This is a genomic window from Xanthobacter luteus, from assembly GCF_040049235.1.
Taxonomy (GTDB): Bacteria; Pseudomonadota; Alphaproteobacteria; order Rhizobiales; family Xanthobacteraceae; genus Xanthobacter.
The window spans coordinates 49752-73188 of record NZ_JBDZDO010000008.1; the positions used below are offsets into that span (position 1 = coordinate 49752).

The following is a 23437-nucleotide window of genomic DNA, read 5'->3' on the forward strand; positions in this document are numbered from 1 at the left end:
AGATGCTCGCCACCCTCGCCGACATCGCCGTCATCGTCCTGCCGGTATTCGGCATGGTGGGGGTGGGGTTCCTGTCGGCCAAAGCGGGCCTGGTCTCGGACCGCGCCTCCGACGGGCTGGCCGAGTTCGTGTTCAGCCTCGCGGTGCCGGTGCTGATCTTCAAGACGCTGAGCGAATCGCAGCTACCGCAGGCCCAGCCCTGGGGCTACTGGATCTCCTATTTCACCGGCGCCTTCCTGGTGTTCGGCCTCGCCATGGCGTATGCGCGCCGGGTCCTCGGGCGCGGCCATCTGGAGGCGGTGATCCTCGGCTTCACCGCCGGCCAGGCCAACACCGTGTTCGTGGGCGTGCCGCTGATCCTGAAGGCCTATGGCGAAGAGGGCGCGGTGCCGCTGTTCCTGCTCATCGCCGTGCATTTGCCGGTGATGATGGTGGCCGCCACCGTGATGGCCGAGGGCCAGGCGGGCCTCTCCCGCGCCATGCTGATGCGGCTCGCCAAGGCGCTGGCCTTCAACCCGGTGCTGCTCGGCATCTATCTGGGCGGCATCGCCCGCCTGACCGGCATCCAGGCGGGCGGCGTGCCGAAGCAGCTGGTGGACATGCTGGCGGCGGCGGCGACGCCCTGCGCCCTGATCGCCCTCGGCCTGTCGCTGAAGCGCTACGGCATCCGCGGCGGCATCGCCCCGGCCTCGGTGCTCAGCGTGCTGAAGCTCGTGGTCCACCCGCTGGTGGTGCTGCTGCTCACCTTCGTGTTCCCCATGCCGCCGGTCTGGGCCGGCGTCGCCGTGCTGTTCGCGGCCATGCCGTGCGGCATCAACGGCTATTTGCTGGCCCAGCGCTACGGCGTGGCGGTGGGGACCGCCTCGAGCGCGGTGTCGCTCTCCACCGGCCTTGCGGTCTTCACCATCGCCTTCTGGCTCTACGTGGTGGGGGTGGGCTGAAGCCCGAGCTGGCGCCGCAGCTCCGCCGGCGTCACGCCGGCCGCGCGCAGCGCCTTGAGGCTGGCGGCGCCGGCGCTCTTGGAGAGCTTCGCGCCGGCCGCATCGCGGACCAGGCGGTGGTGATGATAGACCGGCTGCGGCATGCCGAGCAGGCGCTGCAGCAGCACGTGCACCGCCGTGGCCTGGAACAGGTCCTGCCCCCGGATCACATGGGTGACGGCCTGGGCGGCATCGTCCACCACCACGCTCAGATGGTAGCTGGTCGGCACGTCGCGCCGGGCGAGGATCACGTCGCCCCAGGCCGCGGGCACGGCCGGCACCATGGCAAGCGGGCCTTCCGGCGCGCCTTGGGCCTCGCGCCAGGCGAGCGGGCCGCCCGCCAGCGCCGCCGCCAGCGCCGCCGCCATGTCGAGCCGCAGCACGAACGGCGCTCCGGAGGCGCGGCGGCGCGCGCGCTCGGCATCGCTGAGGCTGTGGCGGGCGAACGGGAACAGCGGCGTGCCATCCGGATCGCGCGCCGGCGCCGCCCCGGCCGCGGTGCGGTCGGCGACGGCCTGGGCGATCTCGCTCCGGCTCTCGAAGGCGGGATAAAGGAGACCTTGGGCCTCCAGCCGGGCGATCGCCTCGGCATAGTCCGCCATGTGCGCCGACTGCCAGCGCGGCGGCGCGTCGGGCGGGGTGCCGATGAAGGCGAGGTCGTCGAGGATGGCGCGCGCGAATTCGGGTCGACAGCGGGCGGCGTCGATGTCCTCCATGCGCACCAGGAAGGTGCCGGCATTGCGCCGCGCGGCATCGTGATTGACGAAGGCGGAGAAGACGTGGCCCAGATGCAGCCGCCCGTTGGGGCTCGGCGCGAAGCGGCAGACGAAGCGGCCGGGCTCTCGGGGCGGCGCGACGGTCATGGCGCGACTCCTCACGCGACTCATGAGGCGACTCATGGGGCGACTCATGGCACGACTTGAGGCGCGAGCCATAGCACGGCCCTCGCCCCACCTCACGGGCCGCGCGCGGGGAGACGAGATGCGGGAGCCGATCCTCACCGACCAGCCGGCCTTCGAGCGGGCGCTCGATGCGCTCATCGCGCGCGACGAGCGCCTCCCGGCGCTGGTGGCGGCGGCCGGCCGCCCGACGCTGCGGCGGCGCCCGCCGGGCTTTGCCGGGCTTGCCGCCATCGTCGTGGCGCAGCAGCTCTCGGTGGCGGCGGCGCGCGCCATCACCGCCCGGCTCGAGGCGGAGCTCGGCGGCGCCATCGCCCCGGAGCGGCTCCTCGCCGCGCCCGAGGAGGCGCTGCGCGCGGCCGGCCTCTCGGCGCCGAAGATCCGCACCCTGACGGGCATCGCCGGGGCGCTGGCGGCGGGCGCGGTGGACCTTGCCCACGTCGACACCCTGCCGGCGGACGCCGCCGCCGCCTATCTCACGCGGCTGCCGGGCGTCGGGGTCTGGACCGCCGACATCTACCTTCTGTTCTGCCTCGGGCGGGCCGATGCCTTCCCGGTGGGCGACCTGGCGCTGAAGGTGGCGGCGGGCGAGGCGTTCGGCCTGCCGGGTCGGTGCTCCGACCTCGGGCTCGCCGCCATCGCCGAGGACTGGCGGCCGCTGCGCGGCGTGGCGGCGCACCTGCTGTGGGCCTATTATGGCGCCCGCCGGGCGCGTCTCGGCGCGCCCGCCTGAGTCTCCGGCCCCGATGCCCTGAAGGTGCTTTTCACATGGTCATGCTCGACGGTCCCCGCCTCGCGCCGCGCTCCGGCACGGCCGACGCGCTGGTGGTGCTGCTGCACGGCTACGGCGCCGACGGGCGCGATCTGATCGACATCGGCGCCGCGATCGCCGATCTCCTGCCCGGCGCCCAGTTCATCGCGCCCCATGCGCCGGAGCCGTGCGCCGAGGCGCCGGTGGGGCGGCAGTGGTTTCCGCTGACCTTCCGCGATCCGCACGAGCTGGCACGCGGCACCGAGGCCGCCTGGCCCATATTGCGCGCCTTCCTGGACCGGGAGCTGACCACGCTCGGTTTGCCCGCCACCCGCCTCGCGCTCCTCGGCTTCAGCCAGGGCGCGATGATGGCGCTGCACGCCGCGACCGTGCCCGGCGGCGCGCGTCCGGCGGCGGTGGTGGGCTGCTCCGGCCTGTGGGCGCAGCTCCAGAGCCCGCCGGAGGTGATCGACCGGCCGCCGCCGATCCTCCTCGTCCACGGGGCCCAGGACGAGCTGATCCCGGTCGCGGCCATGTTCGCGAGCGCGCAGGCGCTCGCCAAAGCGGGCGCGCCCGTGCAGTGGCACCTGTGCCCCGAGCTTGGCCACGGTATTGACGAGGCGGGGCTTTTCCAAAGCGGCGCGTTCCTCGCCGCGGCCCTGACGGGGGCGGCGCGCCGCGCTTCACAAGAATGACACCGTCCATATAGAGTATCGCCGCGCACCGAGGATCGGGAACGGTGATTCGGTGCCGCGAGGCGAGGAGATCGGTCCTTGACCACGGCTTTGTCACCAGGGGCTTGGCCAGCGCTCGTGCTCAATGCGGATTACCGTCCCTTGAGCTATTACCCGCTGTCCGTCTGGTGTTGGCAGGATGCCATCAAGGCGGTCTTCCTCGACCGGGTGAACATCGTCGAATACTACGACAAGGCGGTGCGAAGTCCGGGGTTCGAGATCCGCTTGCCGAGCGTGGTCTCGCTCAGAACCTTCGTAAAGCCCACGCGGCACCCCGCCTTCACCCGCTTCAACGTCTTCCTGCGCGACCGCTTCTCCTGCCAATATTGCGGCTCCCGCGAGGACCTCACCTTCGACCATCTCATCCCGCGCTCCCGCGGCGGGCAGACCACCTGGGAAAACGTGGTCGCCGCCTGCTCCCCCTGCAATCTGCGCAAGGGCGGCCACATGCCGGGCGATGTGGGGATGTGGCCGGCGCAGATGCCGTTCCAGCCTTCGGTCCAGGATCTGCACCAGAACGGCCGGCAATTCCCGCCCAATTACCTGCACCAGAGCTGGCTCGACTATCTCTATTGGGACACCGAGCTCGATCCCTGAGCGCCGGGCCCGATCCCGAAGCGCATGCTCCGGCGGCCCGCCGGCTCAGCCGCGGTTGCGGCTTGATGTCGCGCCGAACAGCGCGCAGGCGGCCAGCCCCGCCGCGATCAGCGCGTTCCATCCCGCCATGGACAGGCCGAACAGGCGCCAGGCGGCCTCGTCGCAGCGCGGCACGCGGGCGCCCTTGATGGCGTCCAGGATGCTGCCGGTGGTCGCGGCGGGCGCGCCGGTGCAGGAGGTCGGGCCGGGCCAGAGGCGCCATTCGACGCCGGCATGGAAGCTGGCGAGGCCGACATTGGCGAGCATCAGCAGGAACAGCACCCCCATCAGCGCCCGCGCCGTGCCCATCCGGCCGGACTGCGCCGCGCCGAAGGCGACCAACGCCAGCGGCGCGCCGACATAATAAGGAATGCGCTGGTCGAGGCAGAGCGGGCAGGGGGCAAGGCCCACCACGAGCTGGAAGTACCACGCCGCCGCGAGCGCCAAGGCGGAGCCTGCGGCCACCAGGAGCGCGGCCTGCGCGGTGTTGCTGGAACCCATGGGCACGTGCGCCTCCGCCATTTCGGGGCGGCCCGCCGCCCCCTCCCCCATCGCGCCGCCATAGCGCGTGGGCTGCGCCGCGTCCATGGGCCGAGGGGGCCGCGATGCGGTCACTGTGGCGTGATCCCGCGCGCCCGCGGCGCCCCGGGGCGGCGGCAGCGCGCCGGCGTCGGCGGGCGGGCAGGGCGACCTTCCTCAGCGGCATCGACGCCGCCGCCGTCCGGTCGCCAAATGCACTTTAGACTTATTATCGTAGAAGCGTGCCGGTATGGAATTGCAGTCTGCGATCCGGTATAAGTCGAAACTGGTCTTCGGAGGCATTCGCATTGCGTTTCCCCTCCGGCGGCATATTTTGGTGTTAGCTACTTAGATTGCAGACCGAAATGAGCGAGATGCCCAGATTCCGAACCGCCTTCGGCTCCCCGATCGCCTCGGGGACCGAGGCTGCCGAGGATAACGCACTGCCGGTGGCGCAATTGCGCGACATCACCACCGCGCGGCGCACCGGCTGTCCCTTCCATGACGTGCGCGAGATGCTGCGCGAGGTCGGCCTGCGCCCCACGCGCCAGCGTCTGGCGCTCGGCTGGCTGCTGTTCGCCAAGGGCGACCGGCACGTGACGGCGGAAATCCTGCATGAGGAGGCCATCAAGGCCCGCTTCCCGGTCTCGCTGGCGACCGTCTACAACACCCTGCACCAGTTCACCGAGGCGAGCCTCCTGCGCGAGGTGGCGGTGGACGGCTCCAAGACCTATTTCGACACCAACGCCTCCGACCACCATCATTTCTATCTCGAGAGCCACAACGAGTTGCTCGACATCCCCGCCCACCAGGTGGCGGTGGACCGGCTGCCGGAGACGCCCGAGGGCTACGAGGTGGCGCGCGTCGACGTGGTGGTGCGCCTGCGCCGCAAGTCGCCCAAGGCCTGAGGCCGTTTCCCAAGTCCTGAGGCGTCGCCCAAGTCCTGAGGCGTCGCCAAGTCCTGAGGCGTCGCCAAGTCCTGAGGCGCAGGAAGCCGCCTGAAACAAGCCGCCGCGCGGCGCGCGTCCGCAGGCGGATCGCCCCGGCGGCCCCGGACGGGGCCGGTCAGCATGTCCCACCATCGCCGCGGCGCCATACCCCTCACGGGCCCGCCGACGCCGCAAGCCGGCCCGGCCGCGCGACGGGCATCGGCGCGGCCCGCGCGGCTTGGCTGCGAGCGCATCGGCGCCGCGTCGCCTTTCCCATCGCAAGGGGGGTCGCCGGCGACCGATCCGGACCGATCCGGACCCCCTAAGCCTTCAGATGGTCCGCAGCGGCTTTTCCAGCACGCTCAGGATGCGCGGCAGCTCATGGCCGCGCTTGAGGATCAGCCCGGTCTGGGACACCACCGCATAAGCGCCCTGCCGGCGGGCAAGCCGGGGGTCCTTCTCGATGCGATAGAGGGGCACGTCGAGCGCCCGGCGGAAGATGGAGAACACCGCCTTGTCGCGGGTGAAGTCGATGGCGTAGTCGCGCCATTCACCGAGCGCCACCATGCGGCCGTAGAGGTCGAGGATGCGGTCCAGTTCCCGGCGGTCGAAGGTGACGCGCGCCGGAGCGGGCGCCGCGGAGGCATGCACTGCGCGGCGGGAAAAGCTTATGGGCTCCACGTCTCCCATCGGGCCTCCTTTCCCGGCGCGGACCAAGCGATGGAAGCCGCCGCGCCTTGCGGTCCATGATCGCCGCGCCGCCGCCTGCTTTCAAGGGCATTCCGTAGCCGGCTGGTGGAAGCATCGAGCCGCGGGCAGGATCACGGCAACGTCAATGGAATCACAGTCTCGCCGGAATTCGAACAATCGCGTGCCCAGGCGGTCGGCGATCTTCGGTCCCGTAGCAGGGCCGGTTCGCGAGGCGCTCCGACCTATCCCAGCCCCCCAGCCCCCGGGGCGTGCGCGAGCCGGCCACTGCTGCGCATCAGATCCTATCAAGACCCCCGAAGGCCGCCGAAAGGCGGCCTCTTTTTTTGCCGCGGCCGCCGCATCGGGCAAGGGCGGCCGCACGTGGGCGCGTTCGGGGTGATGGGCCGGGAGCGGCGCGCTCAGTCCAGCGGCACCATGGCGGCGCCGAGGATGCGCCCGGGAGCGTCGGCGGAGCCCGCCTGCACCAGCACGGCGACGGCATCGACGCCGTCGCGCCTGAGGTCGGCCAGCGGCACATGGAGCTTCAGGCTGCGGCCATCCCAGGCGCCGAGCCGGACCCAGCCGCGAACCACGTTGGAATAGGTGGCGCTGCGCCCGCCATTCTCGCCCCGGCCGATGGCCACCTGCTGGCTGGTGCTCACCGGGCAGGCCCAGACGGTGCCCCCGGCCTGATCCTCCACGGCGCCGATCCGCACCTCCAGCGCGCCGGCGACGCGCGTGACCTCGAGCGGGACCTTGGGCTGCGCCGACGGGCTGCGCGCGGCGAGCAAGGCGCGGTGCACCGCCGCCCGGTCGCTGCCCTTGGCGGCGAGCTGCCCGTCCACCACCACCTGCGGCGTGTAGACCTTCCGGTCCGGCCGCAGCTCCGCATAGGCCTTCTGGCGCAGGGAATGGCCGTGGAGCGCCAGGGTGTCCTTCCAGCCGATATAGTCCCAATAGTCCACCGCCAGGGACAGAGCGATCACCTGCGGGTCCTTCGCCAGCTCGGCGAGGAGCGCGTCGGCGGGCGGGCAGGAGGCGCAACCCTGGCTGGTGAACAGCTCGACCACCACCTTCTGGCCTTGCGTGCCCTTCGCCGGATCTGCCGCCCGCCCGATGTCCTGGGCCATCGCGCTGGAAGCGCCGAAGGCGATCAGGGCAAGGAGGGCTGGGCGGCGCAACATGGCAATGTCGGATCTCGGGGGCGGTGAGGGTGGGTCGGAGATACTGGAGGACACCCCGCGGCACCAGTCACATTCCGGTGCAGCTCAGGCCCGAGATCGGCCGTGCCGCGCCGGCCGGCTTGATCCGCCTCAAGCTCTCGGCGGGAGCCGCGCGCTGATCGCAGCGCCCCAAGGGCCTGCGCCGCCTCCGGCCGGGGATCCGCCCCCAAGGCGCGGCGCGCCTGCCCCACCGCAACGTGATGAACGCCGTGGCCAGGGGAATGCGCCCGAGGGGCACACCGCCCCGATCCCGCCCCGGCGGACCGGGGCGGGATCGGGATGGGGACACAACGTGCGTGCGGCGCCGGCGCCCCGTCTCAGGCCGCCAGCGAGCGCAGCACGTAGGGCAGGATGCCGCCGTTGCGGAAGTAGTCGAGCTCGTCCAGCGTATCGATGCGGCAGATCAGGTCGACGCTCTTGACGGTGCCGTCGGCGAAGGCGATCTCGGCGGTGAGCGTCTGGCGCGGCTTGAGGTCGCCCTCGATGCCCTTGAGCGTGACGATCTCGTCGCCGGTGATGCCCAGCGTCTGCCAGCTCTCACCCTCCTTGAACACCAGCGGCACGATGCCCATGCCCACCAGGTTGGAGCGGTGGATGCGCTCGAAGGACTGGGCGATCACGGCGCGCACGCCGAGCAGCTTGGTGCCCTTGGCCGCCCAGTCGCGGGACGAGCCGGTGCCGTATTCCTTGCCGGCGAACACCACCAGCGGCACGCCCTCGGCCTTGTACTGCATGGCCGCGTCGTAGATCGGCAGCTGGGCGCCATCCGGATAGTGGATGGTCACGCCGCCTTCGACCCCCGGCACCATCTGGTTCTTGATGCGGATGTTGGCGAACGTGCCGCGCATCATCACCTCGTGGTTGCCGCGGCGGGTGCCGTACTGGTTGAAGTCGATCGGCCGCACCTGGTGCTCGACCAGGTACTTGCCCGCAGGCGACGCCTGCTTGATGGAGCCGGCCGGGGAGATGTGGTCGGTGGTGATGGAATCGAGGAACAGGCCGAGGATGCGCGCGTCCAGGATGTCCTTCACCGGCACCGGGTCCTTCGTCATGCCGACGAAGTAAGGCGGGTTCTGCACATAGGTGGAGGCATCCTGCCAGGCGTAGGTCTGGCCCGTGGGCACGGCGATCTTCTGCCAGTTCTCGTCGCCCTTGAAGACGTCGGAATACTTTTCCTTGAACATCTTCTTGGTGACGTTCTCGCGGATATACTGGGCCACCTCCTTGTTGGAGGGCCAGATGTCCTTGAGGTAGACCGGCTTGCCGTCCTTGTCGGTGCCGAGCGGCTCGGTGGTCAGGTCCACCTGGAGCGAGCCGGCCAGCGCGTAGGCCACCACGAGCGGCGGCGAGGCGAGATAGTTCGCCTTCACGTCCGGGTTGACGCGGCCCTCGAAATTGCGGTTGCCGGAGATCACGGCGCCGGCGACCAGGTCGTTCTTGTTGATGGCCTCGGAGATCGGCTCCGGCAGCGGGCCGGAATTGCCGATGCAGGTGGTGCAGCCGAAGCCCACCAGGTTGAAGCCGAGGTCGTCGAGATACTCCTGCAGGCCCGAGTCCTTCAGATAGCCTTCCACCACCTGCGAGCCGGGCGCGAGCGAGGTCTTCACCCAGGGCTTCGACTTCAGGCCCTTCTTGGCGGCCGCCTTGGCGAGCAGGCCGGCGGCCATGAGCACCGAGGGGTTGGAGGTGTTGGTGCAGGAGGTGATGGCGGCGATCACCACGTCGCCGTGGCCGAGCGTGTAGTCGGTGCCGGCGACGGGCACGCGCTTTGCCGCCTCGCCGGGCTTCTTGAACTCGCCTTCGAGCGCGGCGAGGAAGCCGGTCTTGCTCTCGGAGAGCAGCACGCGGTCCTGCGGGCGCTTGGGGCCGGCCATGGAGGGCAGCACGGTGTCGAGGTCGAGCTCCAGCGTGTCGGTGAACACCGGGTCCGGGGTGTCCTTCTTGCGCCACATGCCCTGGGCCTTGGAATATTTCTCCACCAAGGCGACGCGGCTGTCCTTGCGGCCGGTCTCCTCGAGATAGTCGATGGTCTCGCGGTCCACCGGGAAGAAGCCGCAGGTGGCGCCGTATTCCGGGGCCATGTTGGCGATGGTGGCGCGGTCGGCGAGGGAGAGGTGCTCGAGGCCGGGGCCGTAGAATTCCACGAACTTGCCCACCACGCCCTTCTTGCGCAGCATCTGCGTCACGGTGAGCACGAGGTCGGTGGCGGTGATGCCTTCCTTCAGCTTGCCGTCGAGCTTGAAGCCGATCACCTCGGGGATCAGCATGGAGATGGGCTGGCCGAGCATGGCCGCTTCCGCCTCGATGCCGCCCACGCCCCAGCCGAGCACGCCGAGGCCGTTCACCATGGTGGTGTGCGAATCGGTGCCCACCAGCGTGTCGGGATAGGCCACCTCCACCTTCTTGCCGTCGATCTCCTCCTTGCGGGTCCAGACCGTCTGGGCGAGGTATTCGAGGTTCACCTGGTGGCAGATGCCGGTTCCGGGGGGCACGACGCGGAAATTGTCGAACGCGTTCTGGCCCCATTTCAGGAAGCGGTAGCGCTCCTGGTTCTGCTTGTATTCCTCATCCACGTTCTTCTTGAACGCGGAATTGTCGCCGAAGAAATTGACGATCACCGAATGGTCGATGACGAGGTCCACCGGCACCAGGGGGTTGATGCGCTCCGGGTCGCCGCCCAGCGCCACCATGGCGTCGCGCATGGCGGCGAGGTCCACCACCGCCGGCACGCCGGTGAAGTCCTGCATCAGCACGCGGGCGGGGCGGTAGGCGATCTCCTTCTCCGCCTTGCCGCGGTTGTTCAGCCAGTCGGCGATGGAGAGGATGTCGTTCTTGGTGACCGAGCGGCCGTCCTCGAAGCGCAGCAGGTTCTCGAGCAGCACCTTCATGGAGAAGGGCAGGCGGGAGACGCCGGGAAGCCCGTTCTTCTCGGCCGCTTCCAGGTCGTAGTAGACGTACTCCTTGTCGTCCACCTGCAGGGTCGTGCGGCACTGGAAGCTGTCGAGGGATGTCACGGCGCGTTCACTCCGGTTCGATGATCGACCGACGCGGATCGCCTAAGGGTTGGGGAGAGGCACCCCACCACCTTGGACGGTGCGGTTCAGCCGCTTTATAGAGCCATTTCAAATCGGGGTCATGCGATAAGAACGGGGAAAGTGCAATGCAGCGAAAGCAGGGGTCGTGGCGGAATACACCTTGACCTGCCTCAAGGGCGAGGCCCTCGCGTGCCAGCGCGGCCTGAAACTCCTGTTCGAGGGGCTCGACCTTGCGGCGCAGGCCGGCGTCCCGCTCGTGGTGACCGGGCCGAACGGCACCGGCAAGTCCTCGCTGCTGCGCATCCTCGCCGGCCTGCTGCCGGCCACCGCCGGCACGGTGCGGCTCGAGGGGGCGGGAGAGGCGGGGCTCGCCGAGCAGGTGCATTATCTCGGCCACGAGGATGCGGTGAAGGGCGCGCTGACGGTCGACGCCAACCTGCGCTTCTGGCGCGCGGTGCTGGGCGAGAGCGGCCTCGGCGTGCGCGATGCGCTGGAGGCGGTCGGCCTCGGCGCCCTGCCGCGGCTGCGGGCCGGGGTGCTCTCGGCCGGGCAGAAGCGGCGCCTCGCCATGGCACGGCTCCTGGTGTCGCACCGGCCGGTGTGGATCCTCGACGAGCCCACCACCGCGCTCGACGCCGCGGCGCAGCGCATGTTCGCCGGCTTCGCCCGCGCCCATCTCGCCGGCGGGGGCATCCTGGTGGCCGCCACCCACGCCCCGCTCGACCTCGGCGCCGGCGAGGAGCTCAGGCTCGGGGGGCGGACATGAAAGCGGGCGCCAGGACGCACCGGAGCCCTCTTCCGCTTGGGGGGAAGCGCCGGGACGCCGGTTGGCCGGGCGCTGCGCCCCGGCCGATCCCGTCCGCCCGGACGGAGGCCTGGGCATGACCCGCGCCTTCCTTGCCATCCTGCGGCGCGACCTCGCGCTCTCGCTCGGCGCCGGGGGCGGGGCCGGGCTCGGCGTGGTGTTCTTCCTGTGCGTCATAACCGTGGTGCCGTTCGCGGTGGGGCCCGACCTTGCTTTGCTTGCCCGCATCGGCCCGGCGATCCTGTGGATCGGCGCGCTGCTCGCGAGCCTGATCGGGCTCGAGCGCCTGTTCACGGCGGACGTGGAGGACGGCTCGCTCGACAACCTCACGTTGTCCGCTCTGCCGCTGGAGCTGGTGGCGGCGGCCAAGGGGCTCGCCCACTGGATCGCCACCGGGCTGCCGCTGGTGGTGGCGGCGCCGGTGCTGGCGCTGATGCTGAATTTGGAGCCGCCCGCCATCGCCGCCGTGGTGGCGACGCTGCTGGTGGGCACGCCGGCGGTGACCTTCCTCGGCCTCATCGGCGCCGCGTTCGCCGGCGCGTTCCGGCGCGGCGGGCTGCTGATCGCCGTGCTGGTGATCCCGCTGGCGATCCCGGTGCTGATCTTCGCGGTCTCCGCCACCACGTCGGCGGTCACCGGGCCGGTGCCGTTCGGCACCCCGTTCCGGGTGTTGCTGGGCCTTGCTTTGTTCGCGCTGGTGCTCGGGCCGGTCGCGGCGGCGGCGGCGCTGCGCGCGGCGCGGGGGTGACCGGCGCCGGCCCTGGCAAAAGCGTCACCGACATCGTCTCTTATGGGACGCCGCCGGACGAATCGCCCGCGGCGCCAACGACGATCAGGGGAGACGTCCATGCGCCTGCCGCTTTTGCCGCCCAAAGCGCTGTCCGAGGCCCAAAAGCCGCTCTACGAGGACATGACCAAAGGCATCAGGGCCAATTTCAACGCCTTCAAGGTGATCGACCCGGACGGCGCGCTGATGGGGCCGTGGAATCCGTGGCTGCGCTTTCCGAAGTACGGCGCCCCGGTGTGGGAGCTGGTGAAAGCCATGTCCGAGGCGCCGGGCCTGCCGCGCACCGTGCGCGAGGTGGCGATCCTGGTCACCGGCGCCCATTTCGACAGCGCCTATGAGCTCTACGCCCATGTGGCGGTGGCCGAGGCCAAGGGCCTTTCCGACGACAAGATCGCCACCATCGTCGGTGGCTCGCGGCCGGCGGACCTCACCCATTCGGAGGGCGTGACCTACGACGTCACCCACGCTCTGCTGGACGGCGGCCCGCTGCCGGAGCTGCTCTACCGCCGCGCGGTGGAGACCTTCGGCGAGGCCGGCGCGGGCGAGCTGATCTATCTGGTGGCGCTGTATTCTCACGTCTCGGTGATCCTCAACGGCTTCAACGTCCCGGTGCCGGAGAAGGAGTGAGCGTGCCGCCCGCGCCCCACCGCCGCGGGGCGCGGGCGGCTCCGTCAGCCGGCCCTGCGGTAGGTGGAGGTCATGAAGGTGACCCACGCCCCGCCCGGCATCTCGATGCGCGAGGAGAAGCGCCGCTCGCCGGAAGGGGTCAGCTCGATGACGTCCTGGTAGCGGGCGCGGCCCACGTCGGTCATGGACGGCCCCTCGGTGTCGAGGGTCAGCACCGCGCCGGCCGCGTCCAGCGTGCCCTCATAGATCCACAGCGCGTTCATGGCCGAGGACAGGAAGGTGCCGACGAACTTGCCCTTGGCCGGGTCATAGCCGAGGGAAAGGATGTTGGTGGCGGTCCCCGCATCGGGCATGGGGGTGGTGCTCTCGCAGATCACCCAACGCTCGCCGAGCGCGCGCACCGTCTCGGAGCCGCTCATGCGGCTCGGCGGCTGGTCCGGCCCCGTGATGCATTCGCCCTCGAACGTCCAGTCCCCGATCAGGCCCTTGAGCCACTGGTGCTCCTTGGCGGTGTCCTCGTGCATGGGCGTCCTCCTGATTTGACGTAAGGGAATATGAGGGCGCCGCCGGCCCCGGGCAACCGGTGCCGCGCCGCCGTCTTCGCGTCCCGCGCCGCCGCTCCTGCGGGTAAATGGCGCGCGGGGGGCGCTCCCCTGGCGAATGGAGATGGTCTAGAAAGGCGGCATGGCGTTCCTCGATCTCGCGAACCCGACGCGTTTCCTGTCCTATTCCGGCCGCCTCCTGCCCTGGGTCGCGGGCGCGGCGGTCCTGGTGCTGGCGATTGGCTTCGGGCTCGCCTTCCGCGCGCCCGCCGACTACCAGCAGGGCGAGACGGTCAAGATCATGTACGTCCACGTGCCGTTCGCCTGGCTCGCGATGTTCGCCTACACCATGATGGCGGCCTCCTCGCTCGGCATCCTGGTGTGGCGCCATCCCTTGGCGGACGTGGCCCACAAGGCGGCGGCGCCGATCGGCGCCACCTTCGCGGCGCTGTGCCTCGTCACCGGCGCGCTGTGGGGAAGGCCCATGTGGGGCACCTATTGGGTGTGGGACGCGCGCCTCACCTCCATGCTGGTGCTGCTGCTGCTCTATCTCGGCGTGATGGCGCTGCGCGCCGCCATCGACGATCCGAGCCGCTCGGGCCGGGCGGCGGCGGTGCTGACGCTGGTGGGCGTGGTCAACATTCCGATCGTCAAGTTCTCGGTGGACTGGTGGAACACGCTGCACCAGCCGGCCTCGGTGTTCCGCATGGGCGGCTCCACCATCGATGCCGCCCTGCTGTGGCCGCTGATGACCTGCGCGCTGGGCTTCACGCTGCTGTTCGTGGCGCTGCACATGCTCGCCATGCGCACCGAGATCCTGCGCCGGCGGGTGGAGGTGCTGGAGGCGCGCGCCGCCGCCGAGGCGGTGGGCTGACGCCATGGAGCACGTCGCCTTCATCGCCGCCTCCTACATCGTCTCCGCCCTCGGCCTCGGACTGCTGGCGCTGTGGCTGCTGATGGACAATGGCGCCCAGAAGCGGGCTTTGGCCGAATTGGAGGCGCGCGGCGTGCGCCGCCGCTCCAGCCCCGCCAACCCCGCCCGGCTCGAGGAGCGCACGCCATGAGCGAGCCCGCCCCGCCCGTGGTCGCGCCCCCGCCGCGCCGGCGCCTGTGGCTCGTGGCGCTGCCGCTCGTGGTGTTTCTGGCGCTCGCGGCTCTGTTCCTCGCGCGGCTGGAGACCGGGGGCGATCCCTCCCGCGTGCCGTCGGTGCTGGTGGGCCGCAAGGCGCCGGCCATTTCGCTGCCGCCGCTCGCGGACCTGCGCAAGGGCGGCGCGAGCGTGCCCGGCATCGACACCGCGACCCTCACCGGCAAGCCGACGCTGGTGAATGTCTGGGCGTCCTGGTGCGGGCCGTGCCGGGAGGAGCATCCGCTGCTGATGAAGCTGGCGCAGGACCCGCGTTTGCGCCTCGTCGGGCTCAACTACAAGGACGCGCCGGAGAATGCGCGCCGCTTCCTCGGCCAATACGGCCTGCCCTACGCGGCGGTGGGGGTGGACCCGAACGGTCGCGCGGCCATCGAATGGGGCGTCTATGGCGTGCCCGAGACCTTCGTGCTGGCGCCCGACGGGACCGTCGCCCACAAATTCGTGGGGCCGCTCACGCCGGAGGCGGTGAACGGCACCCTCCTGCCGCTGATCGCGAAGCTGTCGGCACCTTAGGGCCGGCGCGCGTCGGTCCCGGAGGGCAGTGCGGCGCGTCCGCGATGCCGACCGGCGGCCGCGCTCAATGCACGACGACGTTGCGGCAGGCTTCGGCGCAGGCGCGGCAGGTCGCGGCGCATTCGCCCGCCTCGGCATCGTCCCCGCAGGCGGCGGCGCAGGCTTCGCACAGGCTGACGCAGGCCTCGCACAATTCGCGATGGTGCGGCACGCCGAGGATCATCACATGGGCGGCCGCGCGGCACACCTCGGCGTTGGCGAACATCAGGCGCAGGCGCTCCGGCTCCGCCGCCGAGCGGCCGGTCTCCATGTCGGCGGCGGTCTCGGTGCAGACGCGGGCGCAGTCCAGCAGCAGGTCGACGGCACGGCCGGAATTGACGGGATCGTCGAGAAAGAAGGTGGCAGGAACGTCGGCGCGGCGCGAGAAATCGATGGCGATGCGGTGCATGTCGCTGTTCTCCGGCGTGTCTGTCTGAAGGGACAAATGCCGCCGGGCGCCGCCCGGTTCCCACGCCGGATGACGAAACCGCGGCGAGCGACTACATATCGGCCATGGCCTTTTCCTCCGAAGAGATCGAGCGCTACGCCCGCCACATCGTGCTGCACGACGTGGGCGGGCCCGGGCAGCAGAAGCTCAAGGCGGCCAGCGTCCTGGTGGTGGGCGCGGGCGGGCTCGGCGCGCCGGTGCTGCTCTATCTCGCCGCCGCCGGGGTGGGGCGCATCGTCCTGGTGGAGGACGACACGGTCTCGCTCTCGAACCTCCAGCGCCAGGTGATCCACGGCACGCCGGACATCGGCCGCCCGAAGGTGGACAGCGCCCGCGACGCCATCGCCGCGCTCAACCCCCATGTGGAATTGGTGACGCACCAGATGCGCCTGTCCGCCGCCAACGCGCTCGATCTGGTGCGCGGCGTCGGCGTGGTGGTGGACGGCTCGGACAATTTCGCCACCCGCTATTTGGTCTCGGACGCCTGCGTGCTGGCCAAGACGCCGCTGGTGACGGCGGCGCTCGGCACCTTCGACGCCACCATCACCACCATCCGCGCCCATGAGCGCGCCCCGGACGGGACGCCGAACCCCACCTATCGCTGCCTGTTTCCCGAGCCGCCGCCGCCCGGCACGGTGGCGCCCTGCGCCGAGGCGGGCGTGCTCGGCGCGCTCGCCGGCATCGCCGGCTCCATCGCCGCGCTGGAGGCGATCCGCGCCATCGTCGGCTTCGGGGAGGGTCTGGTGGGCCGCCTTTTGATGATCGACGCCCGCTCCATGCGCTTCGAGACCCTGAGCTATGCCTGGGACCCGGAGAACCCGCTGACGGGGGAGAGGGTGCGCATCACCGATCTGTCGGGGCATGCCGAGGCGGCGTAGGGGCGCGCCTGCGCCAAGCCACGCCGCCGAGCACCCACATGGCAAACCCGCGCCCCGTCATGCTCCGGCTTGACCGGAGCATCCATGGCGCGGCCGCCGTTGCGTTGCGGCGTCGTGGCCGCGTGGACCCTCCGGTCAAGCCGGAGGGCGACGGCCGTGGAGGGAGGGCGGCGGCGGGGGCCTGCTCCGGGAGGGAAGGCGCGGCAGATGTGGAAGACGGGGACGTCGCGAAACGCCCCGATCTCTCACAGCATCGCCGGCAGCACCCGGTCCGGGGGACGGTGGCCGTCCATGAAGGTCTTGATGTTGACGATCACCTTCTCGCCCATGTCCACGCGGCCCTCGAGCGTGGCCGAGCCGAGATGCGGCAGCAGCACCACCTTGCCCTGGCGGGCGAGGCGGATGAGCTTGGGGTTCACCGCCGGCTCGTGCTCGAACACGTCGAGGCCCGCGCCGGCGATCTCCCCGCCCTCGATCAGGCGGGTGAGCGCATTCTCGTCGATTACCTCGCCGCGCGCGGTGTTGACCACATAAGCGTGGGGCTTCAGCAGCTTGAGGCGGCGCGCCGAGAGCAGATGGTAGGTGGCCGGGGTGTGCGGGCAGTTCACCGAGATGATGTCCATGCGCGCCAGCATCTGGTCGAGGCTGTCCCAATAGGTGGCGTCCAGCATCTCCTCGATCGCCACCGGCAGGCGGCGGCGGTTGTGATAGTGGATCTGCAGGCCGAACGACTTGGCGCGCCGCGCCACCGCCTGGCCGATGCGGCCCATGCCGATGATGCCGAGGCGCTTGCCCCAGATGCGGCGGCCGAGCATCCAGGTGGGCGACCAGCCGGGCCACTCCTCCTTCTCGGAGATCATCACCTGCGCGCCCTCGGCGAGCCGGCGCGGCACGGCGAGGATCAGCGCCATGGTCATGTCGGCGGTGTCCTCGGTGAGGACGCCGGGGGTGTTGGTGACGGTGATGCCGCGGGTCAGCGCGCTCGCCACGTCGATGTGGTCGACGCCGTTGGAGAAGGAGGCGATCAGCCGCAGGTTCTCGCCGGCCTGGGACAGGACCGACGAATCGATGCGGTCCGTCACCGTGGGCACCAGCACGTCGGCGGTCTTCACCGCCTCCACCAGAGCGGCGTGGTCCAGGGGGGTGTCGTCCTCGTTGAGGCGGACATCGAACAGTTCGCGCATGCGCGTCTCGACCGATTCCGGCAGCTTGCGCGTGACGACCACCAGCGGCTTGCGACGCACCATGGGCACTTCCCCGTTCCCCATTTCTTAACCCTTGTGGGTCCCGTCTAGCAGACAGGCGGCGAAACACAAGGCGTGCGCGAGCCGCAGCCCTTGACGGGCGCGCGTCCGCGGCGCACCTCGTGGGCGCTCCTCTCCTGCGATGCGAAAGGACGATGCCATCATGCCCTCAGCGATCCGTCATTGCATGAAGAGCCTCCTTGCGTGCGCGCTCTTCATCGCCGGGCTCGCCGCCCTGGCGCCGGCGCAGGCCGCGCAGGACGGGACCTCGGGCCTGCCGGTGCCGCGCTTCGTCTCCTTGAAGGCGGACACGGTCAACGTGCGCAACGGCCCCAACAAGGACCATGACGTGGCCTGGGTGTTCCACCGCGCCGGGCTGCCGGTGGAGGTCACCGCGGAATTCGAGACCTGGCGCCGCATCCGCGACGCCGACGGCGCGGAGGGCTGGGTCTACCATTCCATGCTGTCGCTGCGGCGCACCGCCCTGGTGGCGCCATGGCAGAAGGGCGACCCCGTGCCGCTGCGCGACGCGCCGAACGCGGAGGCCCGCGTGGTGGCCAAGCTTGAGCCCGGCGTGCTCGGCGTGGTGAAGTCCTGCGACGGCAAGTTCTGCCGCATCGCCGGCGAGAGCTTCGACGGCTATGTGGCGCAGAGCCTGCTGTTCGGCGTATACCCCAACGAGAAGATGGACTAGGCCGCTCGCCCTTCCCAAAACGGGTATCTAGGTACAGAAGACCGGCGCGCATTTACCCGCGGGCCGGCTTCGGCTTATTTTCCGCCGGAACCAGACGCCGTCTGCGGGCGCCCTCCCGGGGGGCGCGACGGCGGTTCCGGACGAAATCGGCGCCTCGGGCGGGCGCGCCTCACCAATGGGAGCCGCGGCATGACGCAGGCGCATCTGGACAAGCACGGACGGCCGGTGGTGGTCGTCACCGGCATCGGCATCGTCACCTCGCTCGGCCAGGGCAAGCAGGACAATTGGCGCCGCCTCACCGCCGGCGAATCGGGCATCCACACCATCACCCGCTTCCCCATCGAGGGCATGCGCACCACCATCGCCGGCACCGTCGATTTCCTGTTCGAGGGCCGCGTGCCGGCGCCGGACCTGTCCGAGAGGCTCGCCACGCTGGCGGGGGAGGAGGCGATCGCCGAGGCCGGCATCGGCGCCAAGGGCGATTTCCCCGGGCCGCTGTTCGCCGCCGTTCCGCCGGTGGAGCTGGAATGGCCCGAGCGGCGGGAATTGGGCGAGGCGGTGGGAAAATACCCGCTCACCTATCGCGACCTGCTCGGCGCCGCCGCTTCCGGCCAGTTCCGCCCGTGGCACGAGCGCTTCATGTTCGGCTCGGTGGCGGACCGCCTCGCCGATCGCTTCGGCACCCGCGGCCAGCCGATCTCGCTGTCCACCGCCTGCGCCTCGGGCGCCACCGCGATCCAGCTCGGCGTCGAGGCGATCCGCCGCGGCGAGACCGAGGTCGCGCTCTCGCTCGGCACCGACGGCTCGGTGCATCCCGAGGCGCTGATCCGCTTCTCGCTGTTGTCCGCGCTCACCACCGCCAACGACAAGCCCGAGGAGGCGGCGCGCCCGTTCGCCAAGAACCGCGACGGCTTCGTCATGGCCGAGGGCGCCGCCGCTCTGGTGCTCGAGAGCTACGCCCACGCGGTGGCGCGCGGCGCGAAGATCCTCGGCGTGCTCGAGGGCTGCGGCGAGATGGCGGACAATTTCCACCGCACCCGCTCCTCGCCGGACGGGCGGCCGATCATCGGCTGCATGAAGAATGCGCTGGCGGACGCCGGCATCACGCCGGACGACGTGGACTACATCAACGCCCACGGCACCTCGACCCCCGAGAACGACCGCATGGAATATGTCGGCCTCAAGGGCGTGTTCGGCGAGGAGAAGCTCGCCGGCATCCCGATCTCGTCCAACAAGTCCATGATCGGCCACACGCTCACCGCCGCCGGCGCGATCGAGGCGGCGGTGTCGCTGCTGACCATCGCCAACGGGCGCATCCCGCCCACCATCAACTATGCGGTCCCCGATCCCGCCATCCCGCTCGACGTGGTGCCGAACGTGGCGCGCGACGCCGAGGTGCGGCGGGCGATCTCCAATTCCTTCGGCTTCGGCGGGCAGAACGTCTGCCTGGTGCTGGCGGGCGAGCCGGCGTGAGCCGGCCGGGCTGCGCCTAGCGGGCCGGGGCGGCGCCCGCCCGCCGCGTTCCCCACTCTGCGCCAAGGGGGTGGCCTTCCTCTTCCGCCCCGGCGCGGGCTATATGACGGCGCCGCTCCGGGCGGACGGGGCCCCATCGCCCCTGCCGCCTTCGCAAAGAACCGATCCAGAGAACAAGAATGCGCGCCCTTCAGCTCGTCTCCGACCGCAAGCTCGAAATCGTCGACATGCCAGAGCCCGGCGCCCCCGGCGCCGGCGAGGTGCAGATCAAGGTGAAGGCGCTGGCGCTCAACCATATCGACGTGTGGGGCTGGCGCGGCATGGCGTTCGCAAAGCGCAAGATGCCGCTCGTGGTCGGCGCCGAGGCGGCCGGCGAGATCGTCGCGCTGGGCGCGGACGTGCGCGGGCTCAAGGTCGGCCAGACGGTGTCCATGTACGGCGCCATGACCTGCGGCCACTGCCGCAGCTGCCTCGCCGGCCGCGACAATCTGTGCGAGAATGTGGGTGGCGTGCTGGGCTTCCACATCGACGGCTTCGCCCGCGACCTCATCAACATGCCCGAGCGGCTCGCGATCCCGGCGCCGCAGGGGGTGCCGTTCGAGGATGCCGCCTGCGCCGGCATCACCTTCTCCACCGTCCAGCACATGCTGTTCGACAATGCCCGGCTCGAAGCCGGCGAGACCGTGCTGGTGCATGCCGGCGGCTCGGGCATCGGCTCGGCCGCCATCCGCCTCGCCAAGGACGTGGGGGCGAGCGTGATCACCACCGTGGGCGACGACGAGAAGGCCGCCAAGGCGCTGGCGCTGGGCGCCGACCACGTCATCAACTACCGGCGCGACCGCTTCGAGCACGAGGTGCGCAAGATCACCAAGAAGGTGGGCGTCGACGTGGTGTTCGAGCACGTGGGCGCGGAGACCTGGAACGGCTCGCTGCTGTCCATGCGGCCGGGCGGGCGGCTCGTCACCTGCGGCTCCACCTCGGGGGTGAGCGTGCAGATGAACCTCATGCAGCTGTTCCAGCGCCAGTACCACATCTTCGGCTCGTTCGGCGCCACCATCCGCAACGTGGCCGAGGGGCTCGCCAAGATGGGCCGCGGCATCCGCCCGGTGATCGACACGGTGGTGCCGATCGAGAACTTCAACGAAGGCCTGGAGCGCCTGGAGAGCCGGCGCGTGTTCGGCAAGATCCTGGTCAGGTTCTGAAGGGGCGGATCCCTTTGAACACGGTCGAGCAAGCATGGCGGCGCTTCCGCCGCGGGACCCTGCCGCGCTTCCGCAACCGGATGCGCCAGAGGGTGGGACGCGTGGGCGGCTGGCTGCTTGGCGGCTATGTGCGCGGCTCGCTGTGGTGGCTGAGATTGTGGCCGCTGGAGGTGTCCTCGGCCGCGATGGCGTTCTGGGCGCGCCTGTTCGGCCCCCTGTGGCCGCTCACCAAGGTGGCGCGGCGCAACCTCGAGCTGGCCTTTCCCGAGAAGACGCCGCAGGAGATCAGCAAGCTGGTGCGCGAGGTGTGGGCCAATCTCGGCCGCCTGTGCGCCGAGTTCGCCCACCTCGACCACATCTGGGACTACGACCCCGACACGCCCGGCGCCGGGCGCATCGAGTTCGGCACGCAGGATTTCGCCAAGCAGCGGCTCGACGGCAAGACGGCGCTGTTCTTCTCCGCCCATACCGGCAATTGGGAGATGTGCGCCATCGCCGGGGCGGAGATGGGCATCCTCGACGCGGTGATCTACCGCGAGCCCAACAACAAGACCGCCGCCGAGCTGATCGAGGAGACGCGCAAGGGCACCATGCCCGACCTCATCCGCACCAACCGCGACGCGGCGCGCGAGCTGATCCGCCGGCTCGGCCAGGGCCAGCACATCGGCATGCTGGTGGACCAGTACTGGACCGGCGGGCCCAAGGTGAAGTTCTTCGGCCGGCCCACCGCCACCAACCCGACGCTGGCCAAGCTCGCGCGCCATTTCGACTGCCCGGTCTATGGCTGGCGCGTGGTACGCCTGCCCAAGGCGCGCTTCCGCGTGGAATTCACCGACGAGATGGTGATGCCGCGTGACGCCGAGGGCAAGGTGGACGTGGAGGGCGCCATGCAGGCGATCAACGACGTGATCGAGGGCTGGGTGCGCGAGCATCCCGCCCAGTGGCTCTGGCTGCACCGCCGCTGGCGGTGAGCGCCCGGCGGCGCCGCCCGGTCCGAGCTCCTGCCGCAAGGTCAAGCTAGAGCTTGACCGCCGATGCCGCCATCCTTCTGCTTCAATTGGGTTTTTTCTTCGCCGCAAAGGCGTCCAGCGGGCCGTGGCTGGAACCGCTTCTGCTCTCGGAGGGTTGATCCATGGCGCGCATGCTGCTGGCGCTGGTGGTCTCGGTCGTTGCCGCGACGGCGGCTTGCGCGGCCACACCGCCCAACATCGTCTACATCGTCGCCGACGACCTCGGCTTCGCGGACGTGGGCTTCCACGGCTCCGAGATCCGAACCCCGAGCCTCGACGAACTGGCGCAGACCGGCGCGACGCTGGACCAGTTCTATGTCCAGCCCATGTGCACGCCGACGCGCGCCGCGCTCATGACCGGGCGCTATCCGCTGCGCTACGGGCTGCAGAGCTTCGTGATCCTGCCCGACCAGACCTATGGCTTGCCGACCGACGAACGCCTGCTGCCGCAGGTGCTGAAGGCTGCGGGCTACGAGACCGCCATCATCGGCAAGTGGCACCTCGGCCACGCGGATCGCAAATACTGGCCGCGCGCGCGGGGGTTCGATTACCAATACGGCCCGCTGATCGGCGAGATCGATTATTTCGACCACAAGGTCCACGGCGTCGTGGACTGGTATCGCAACGACAAGCTCCTGAAGGAGCCGGGCTACGTCACGGACCTGCTCGGCGCGGACGCGGTGCGGCTCATCCGCGCCCACGACACCCGCCGCCCGCTGTTCCTCTATCTCGCCTTCACGGCGCCCCACACGCCGTTCCAGGCGCCGAAGGCCGATCTCGACCGCTACCAGGACATCGCCGACCCCAACCGGCGCGCTTATGCCGCCATGGTCACGGCCATGGACGACCAGATCGGCGCCGTGCTGAAGGCGCTCGCGGACCGCGGGATGCGCGACAACACGCTGGTGGTGTTCCACTCCGACAATGGCGGCGTGCGCACCGCCACCTTCGCCGGCCAGATCGACACCAAGGGCGACCTGCCGGCGCGCAACACGCCATTCCGGGACGGCAAGGGCTCGCTCTACGAGGGCGGCACGCGCGCGGTGGCGCTCGCCAACTGGCCGGGTCACGTCGCGCCGGGCAAGGTCCCCGGCATGATGCACGTCGTCGACATGCTGCCGACGCTGGCGGGTCTCGCCGGCGCCCCGCTCGCCGGCACCAAGCCCCTCGACGGCATGGACGTGTGGCCGGTGATCAGCGCCGGCGCCGCCTCGCCGCGCCAGGAGGTGGTCCACAATGTGGAGCTGTTCCGGGGCGCGGTCCGCGAGGGCGACTTGAAGCTGATCTGGAACGCGCCCTTGCCCTCGCGCGCCGAGCTTTACGACCTGTCCGTCGATCCGGGCGAGACGCGGGACCTCGCCGCCGACCGGCCGACGGAGGTGGAGAAGATGCGCCAGCGCATCAACGGCCTCGCCGCGGAGATGGCGCGCTCGCTGTTCTTCCAGGCCACCATGAAGTCCATCGTCGGTCATCACGGCGCGCCGGTCTTTCCCACCGATCCCGGCTACTACCAGCAGCAGGATTGAGCCGGCCCGGCGCGGGCCGGACATGGCGCGGTGCAAAAGGGCGGGGCGGCGCGCGTGAATTGCCCCGCCGCCCTTGCCCCGCCTTCCGCATTCCTATAAAGCCGCG

General features: G+C 70.5%; 25 protein-coding genes. 17 read left to right on the forward strand and 8 right to left on the reverse strand.

All coding sequences use genetic code 11. The features are described 5' to 3' along the window. Positions 1 to 2: 2 nt before the first annotated feature. Positions 3 to 941 carry an AEC family transporter gene (locus ABLE88_RS21170; RefSeq protein ID WP_348833770.1) on the forward strand — a complete coding sequence of 313 codons (939 nt, stop codon included), beginning with the start codon at positions 3 to 5 and terminating at the stop codon, positions 939 to 941. On the opposite strand, the gene gluQRS is transcribed toward ABLE88_RS21170, so the two are convergent. After that, complete coding sequence (gene gluQRS / locus ABLE88_RS21175; protein WP_348833771.1) at positions 920 to 1843, reverse strand: tRNA glutamyl-Q(34) synthetase GluQRS; 924 nt, start codon at positions 1841 to 1843, stop codon at positions 920 to 922. The two genes, ABLE88_RS21170 and gluQRS, sit on opposite strands and share 22 nt — an antisense overlap. A gap of 118 nt (positions 1844 to 1961) precedes the next feature. On the opposite strand from gluQRS, the gene ABLE88_RS21180 reads away from it, so the two are divergent. The 3 genes from ABLE88_RS21180 to ABLE88_RS21190 all read left to right on the forward strand — a co-directional run bounded on the left by ABLE88_RS21180 (position 1962) and on the right by ABLE88_RS21190 (position 3961). Further along, positions 1962 to 2612 (forward strand): DNA-3-methyladenine glycosylase family protein, encoded by a 651-nt coding sequence (locus ABLE88_RS21180; RefSeq protein ID WP_348833772.1) that lies wholly within the window; start codon positions 1962 to 1964, stop codon positions 2610 to 2612. Positions 2613 to 2647: 35 nt separating this feature from the next. Then, the gene (locus tag ABLE88_RS21185) at positions 2648 to 3325 is read left to right on the forward strand and encodes an alpha/beta hydrolase (protein ID WP_348833773.1); all 678 of its coding nucleotides are present in this window, start codon (positions 2648 to 2650) and stop codon (positions 3323 to 3325) included. A 78-nt stretch (positions 3326 to 3403) separates the two neighbouring features. Beyond that, positions 3404 to 3961: an HNH endonuclease gene (locus ABLE88_RS21190; RefSeq protein WP_348833774.1), complete on the forward strand. Its 558-nt coding sequence runs from the start codon at positions 3404 to 3406 to the stop codon at positions 3959 to 3961. A gap of 45 nt (positions 3962 to 4006) precedes the next feature. Here ABLE88_RS21190 and ABLE88_RS21195 read toward each other — a convergent pair whose 3' ends face one another. Then, positions 4007 to 4588, reverse strand: a complete 582-nt coding sequence (locus ABLE88_RS21195; RefSeq protein WP_348833775.1) for a disulfide bond formation protein B — start codon at positions 4586 to 4588, stop codon at positions 4007 to 4009. A 305-nt stretch (positions 4589 to 4893) separates the two neighbouring features. On the opposite strand from ABLE88_RS21195, the gene irrA reads away from it, so the two are divergent. Beyond that, positions 4894 to 5427, forward strand: a complete 534-nt coding sequence (gene irrA, locus ABLE88_RS21200) for an iron response transcriptional regulator IrrA (protein ID WP_348833776.1) — start codon at positions 4894 to 4896, stop codon at positions 5425 to 5427. A gap of 351 nt (positions 5428 to 5778) precedes the next feature. Here the strand turns inward: irrA and ABLE88_RS21205 are convergent, their stop codons facing one another. From ABLE88_RS21205 to acnA, 3 genes are all read right to left on the reverse strand, one after another. Continuing rightward, positions 5779 to 6138, reverse strand: coding sequence for a DUF2794 domain-containing protein (locus ABLE88_RS21205; protein WP_348833777.1), 360 nt, complete (start codon positions 6136 to 6138; stop codon positions 5779 to 5781). A 419-nt stretch (positions 6139 to 6557) separates the two neighbouring features. Next, entirely contained in the window at positions 6558 to 7322 is a 765-nt protein-coding gene (locus ABLE88_RS21210; protein WP_348833778.1) for a DUF1223 domain-containing protein, read from the reverse strand. A gap of 356 nt (positions 7323 to 7678) precedes the next feature. Further along, positions 7679 to 10375, reverse strand: coding sequence for an aconitate hydratase AcnA (acnA, locus tag ABLE88_RS21215; RefSeq protein WP_348833779.1), 2697 nt, complete (start codon positions 10373 to 10375; stop codon positions 7679 to 7681). A 181-nt stretch (positions 10376 to 10556) separates the two neighbouring features. Between acnA and ccmA the strand changes: the two genes are divergently transcribed. From ccmA to ABLE88_RS21230, 3 genes are all read left to right on the forward strand, one after another. Then, positions 10557 to 11162, forward strand: coding sequence for a heme ABC exporter ATP-binding protein CcmA (gene ccmA / locus ABLE88_RS21220; protein WP_348833780.1), 606 nt, complete (start codon positions 10557 to 10559; stop codon positions 11160 to 11162). 115 nt (positions 11163 to 11277) lie between these two features. Continuing rightward, the gene (ccmB, locus tag ABLE88_RS21225; protein ID WP_348833781.1) at positions 11278 to 11949 is read left to right on the forward strand and encodes a heme exporter protein CcmB; all 672 of its coding nucleotides are present in this window, start codon (positions 11278 to 11280) and stop codon (positions 11947 to 11949) included. A 99-nt stretch (positions 11950 to 12048) separates the two neighbouring features. Then, positions 12049 to 12615 carry a carboxymuconolactone decarboxylase family protein gene (locus tag ABLE88_RS21230; RefSeq protein ID WP_348833783.1) on the forward strand — a complete coding sequence of 189 codons (567 nt, stop codon included), beginning with the start codon at positions 12049 to 12051 and terminating at the stop codon, positions 12613 to 12615. A 44-nt stretch (positions 12616 to 12659) separates the two neighbouring features. Here the strand turns inward: ABLE88_RS21230 and ABLE88_RS21235 are convergent, their stop codons facing one another. Continuing rightward, entirely contained in the window at positions 12660 to 13139 is a 480-nt protein-coding gene (locus ABLE88_RS21235; RefSeq protein WP_348833784.1) for a DUF1579 domain-containing protein, read from the reverse strand. Positions 13140 to 13299: 160 nt separating this feature from the next. Here ABLE88_RS21235 and ABLE88_RS21240 point away from each other — a divergent pair, with 160 nt between their 5' ends. Genes ABLE88_RS21240 through ABLE88_RS21250 form a run of 3 tightly spaced genes read left to right on the forward strand, consistent with a single transcriptional unit; the run spans position 13300 to position 14817 of the window. After that, the gene (locus ABLE88_RS21240) at positions 13300 to 14031 is read left to right on the forward strand and encodes a heme ABC transporter permease (RefSeq protein WP_348833785.1); all 732 of its coding nucleotides are present in this window, start codon (positions 13300 to 13302) and stop codon (positions 14029 to 14031) included. 4 nt (positions 14032 to 14035) lie between these two features. Continuing rightward, positions 14036 to 14221: a heme exporter protein CcmD gene (gene ccmD, locus ABLE88_RS21245; RefSeq protein ID WP_348833786.1), complete on the forward strand. Its 186-nt coding sequence runs from the start codon at positions 14036 to 14038 to the stop codon at positions 14219 to 14221. Continuing rightward, positions 14218 to 14817: a DsbE family thiol:disulfide interchange protein gene (locus ABLE88_RS21250; protein ID WP_348833787.1), complete on the forward strand. Its 600-nt coding sequence runs from the start codon at positions 14218 to 14220 to the stop codon at positions 14815 to 14817. The genes ccmD and ABLE88_RS21250 overlap by 4 nt, the downstream gene beginning before the upstream one ends. A 64-nt stretch (positions 14818 to 14881) precedes the next feature. Here ABLE88_RS21250 and ABLE88_RS21255 read toward each other — a convergent pair whose 3' ends face one another. Further along, on the reverse strand, positions 14882 to 15265 hold the full coding sequence (locus ABLE88_RS21255; protein WP_348833788.1) for a four-helix bundle copper-binding protein: 384 nt from the start codon (positions 15263 to 15265) through the stop codon (positions 14882 to 14884). 104 nt (positions 15266 to 15369) lie between these two features. Here ABLE88_RS21255 and ABLE88_RS21260 point away from each other — a divergent pair, with 104 nt between their 5' ends. Continuing rightward, positions 15370 to 16182, forward strand: a complete 813-nt coding sequence (locus tag ABLE88_RS21260; protein WP_348833789.1) for a HesA/MoeB/ThiF family protein — start codon at positions 15370 to 15372, stop codon at positions 16180 to 16182. Positions 16183 to 16427: 245 nt separating this feature from the next. Here ABLE88_RS21260 and ABLE88_RS21265 read toward each other — a convergent pair whose 3' ends face one another. After that, positions 16428 to 17429: a 2-hydroxyacid dehydrogenase gene (locus tag ABLE88_RS21265; protein WP_348833790.1), complete on the reverse strand. Its 1002-nt coding sequence runs from the start codon at positions 17427 to 17429 to the stop codon at positions 16428 to 16430. Between the two features lie 160 nt (positions 17430 to 17589). Between ABLE88_RS21265 and ABLE88_RS21270 the strand changes: the two genes are divergently transcribed. From ABLE88_RS21270 to ABLE88_RS21290, 5 genes are all read left to right on the forward strand, one after another. After that, on the forward strand, positions 17590 to 18120 hold the full coding sequence (locus ABLE88_RS21270; RefSeq protein ID WP_348833791.1) for an SH3 domain-containing protein: 531 nt from the start codon (positions 17590 to 17592) through the stop codon (positions 18118 to 18120). Between the two features lie 189 nt (positions 18121 to 18309). Next, a complete protein-coding gene (locus ABLE88_RS21275) occupies positions 18310 to 19593 on the forward strand; it encodes a beta-ketoacyl-ACP synthase (protein ID WP_348833792.1) in 1284 nt (427 codons plus the stop codon). A 179-nt stretch (positions 19594 to 19772) separates the two neighbouring features. Further along, on the forward strand, positions 19773 to 20795 hold the full coding sequence (locus ABLE88_RS21280) for a zinc-binding dehydrogenase (protein WP_348833793.1): 1023 nt from the start codon (positions 19773 to 19775) through the stop codon (positions 20793 to 20795). A 14-nt stretch (positions 20796 to 20809) separates the two neighbouring features. Next, complete coding sequence (locus tag ABLE88_RS21285) at positions 20810 to 21766, forward strand: lipid A biosynthesis lauroyl acyltransferase (RefSeq protein ID WP_348833795.1); 957 nt, start codon at positions 20810 to 20812, stop codon at positions 21764 to 21766. Positions 21767 to 21927: 161 nt separating this feature from the next. Beyond that, positions 21928 to 23331, forward strand: coding sequence for an arylsulfatase B (locus ABLE88_RS21290; protein WP_348833796.1), 1404 nt, complete (start codon positions 21928 to 21930; stop codon positions 23329 to 23331). Positions 23332 to 23437 lie beyond the last annotated feature (106 nt).

What these genes read in the sequence shown, in the direction of transcription:
- ABLE88_RS21170 (WP_348833770.1), top strand. Translation starts at nt 3, where the DNA reads ATGCTCGCCACCCTCGCCGACATCGCCGTCATCGTCCTGCCGGTATTC.
- gluQRS (WP_348833771.1), bottom strand. Translation starts at nt 1,843, where the DNA reads ATGACCGTCGCGCCGCCCCGAGAGCCCGGCCGCTTCGTCTGCCGCTTC.
- ABLE88_RS21180 (WP_348833772.1), top strand. Translation starts at nt 1,962, where the DNA reads ATGCGGGAGCCGATCCTCACCGACCAGCCGGCCTTCGAGCGGGCGCTC.
- ABLE88_RS21185 (WP_348833773.1), top strand. Translation starts at nt 2,648, where the DNA reads ATGGTCATGCTCGACGGTCCCCGCCTCGCGCCGCGCTCCGGCACGGCC.
- ABLE88_RS21195 (WP_348833775.1), bottom strand. Translation starts at nt 4,588, where the DNA reads ATGGACGCGGCGCAGCCCACGCGCTATGGCGGCGCGATGGGGGAGGGG.
- irrA (WP_348833776.1), top strand. Translation starts at nt 4,894, where the DNA reads ATGCCCAGATTCCGAACCGCCTTCGGCTCCCCGATCGCCTCGGGGACC.
- ABLE88_RS21205 (WP_348833777.1), bottom strand. Translation starts at nt 6,138, where the DNA reads ATGGGAGACGTGGAGCCCATAAGCTTTTCCCGCCGCGCAGTGCATGCC.
- ABLE88_RS21210 (WP_348833778.1), bottom strand. Translation starts at nt 7,322, where the DNA reads ATGTTGCGCCGCCCAGCCCTCCTTGCCCTGATCGCCTTCGGCGCTTCC.
- ccmB (WP_348833781.1), top strand. Translation starts at nt 11,278, where the DNA reads ATGACCCGCGCCTTCCTTGCCATCCTGCGGCGCGACCTCGCGCTCTCG.
- ABLE88_RS21230 (WP_348833783.1), top strand. Translation starts at nt 12,049, where the DNA reads ATGCGCCTGCCGCTTTTGCCGCCCAAAGCGCTGTCCGAGGCCCAAAAG.
- ABLE88_RS21235 (WP_348833784.1), bottom strand. Translation starts at nt 13,139, where the DNA reads ATGCACGAGGACACCGCCAAGGAGCACCAGTGGCTCAAGGGCCTGATC.
- ABLE88_RS21240 (WP_348833785.1), top strand. Translation starts at nt 13,300, where the DNA reads ATGGCGTTCCTCGATCTCGCGAACCCGACGCGTTTCCTGTCCTATTCC.
- ccmD (WP_348833786.1), top strand. Translation starts at nt 14,036, where the DNA reads ATGGAGCACGTCGCCTTCATCGCCGCCTCCTACATCGTCTCCGCCCTC.
- ABLE88_RS21250 (WP_348833787.1), top strand. Translation starts at nt 14,218, where the DNA reads ATGAGCGAGCCCGCCCCGCCCGTGGTCGCGCCCCCGCCGCGCCGGCGC.
- ABLE88_RS21255 (WP_348833788.1), bottom strand. Translation starts at nt 15,265, where the DNA reads ATGCACCGCATCGCCATCGATTTCTCGCGCCGCGCCGACGTTCCTGCC.
- ABLE88_RS21260 (WP_348833789.1), top strand. Translation starts at nt 15,370, where the DNA reads ATGGCCTTTTCCTCCGAAGAGATCGAGCGCTACGCCCGCCACATCGTG.
- ABLE88_RS21265 (WP_348833790.1), bottom strand. Translation starts at nt 17,429, where the DNA reads ATGGTGCGTCGCAAGCCGCTGGTGGTCGTCACGCGCAAGCTGCCGGAA.
- ABLE88_RS21270 (WP_348833791.1), top strand. Translation starts at nt 17,590, where the DNA reads ATGCCCTCAGCGATCCGTCATTGCATGAAGAGCCTCCTTGCGTGCGCG.
- ABLE88_RS21275 (WP_348833792.1), top strand. Translation starts at nt 18,310, where the DNA reads ATGACGCAGGCGCATCTGGACAAGCACGGACGGCCGGTGGTGGTCGTC.
- ABLE88_RS21280 (WP_348833793.1), top strand. Translation starts at nt 19,773, where the DNA reads ATGCGCGCCCTTCAGCTCGTCTCCGACCGCAAGCTCGAAATCGTCGAC.
- ABLE88_RS21290 (WP_348833796.1), top strand. Translation starts at nt 21,928, where the DNA reads ATGGCGCGCATGCTGCTGGCGCTGGTGGTCTCGGTCGTTGCCGCGACG.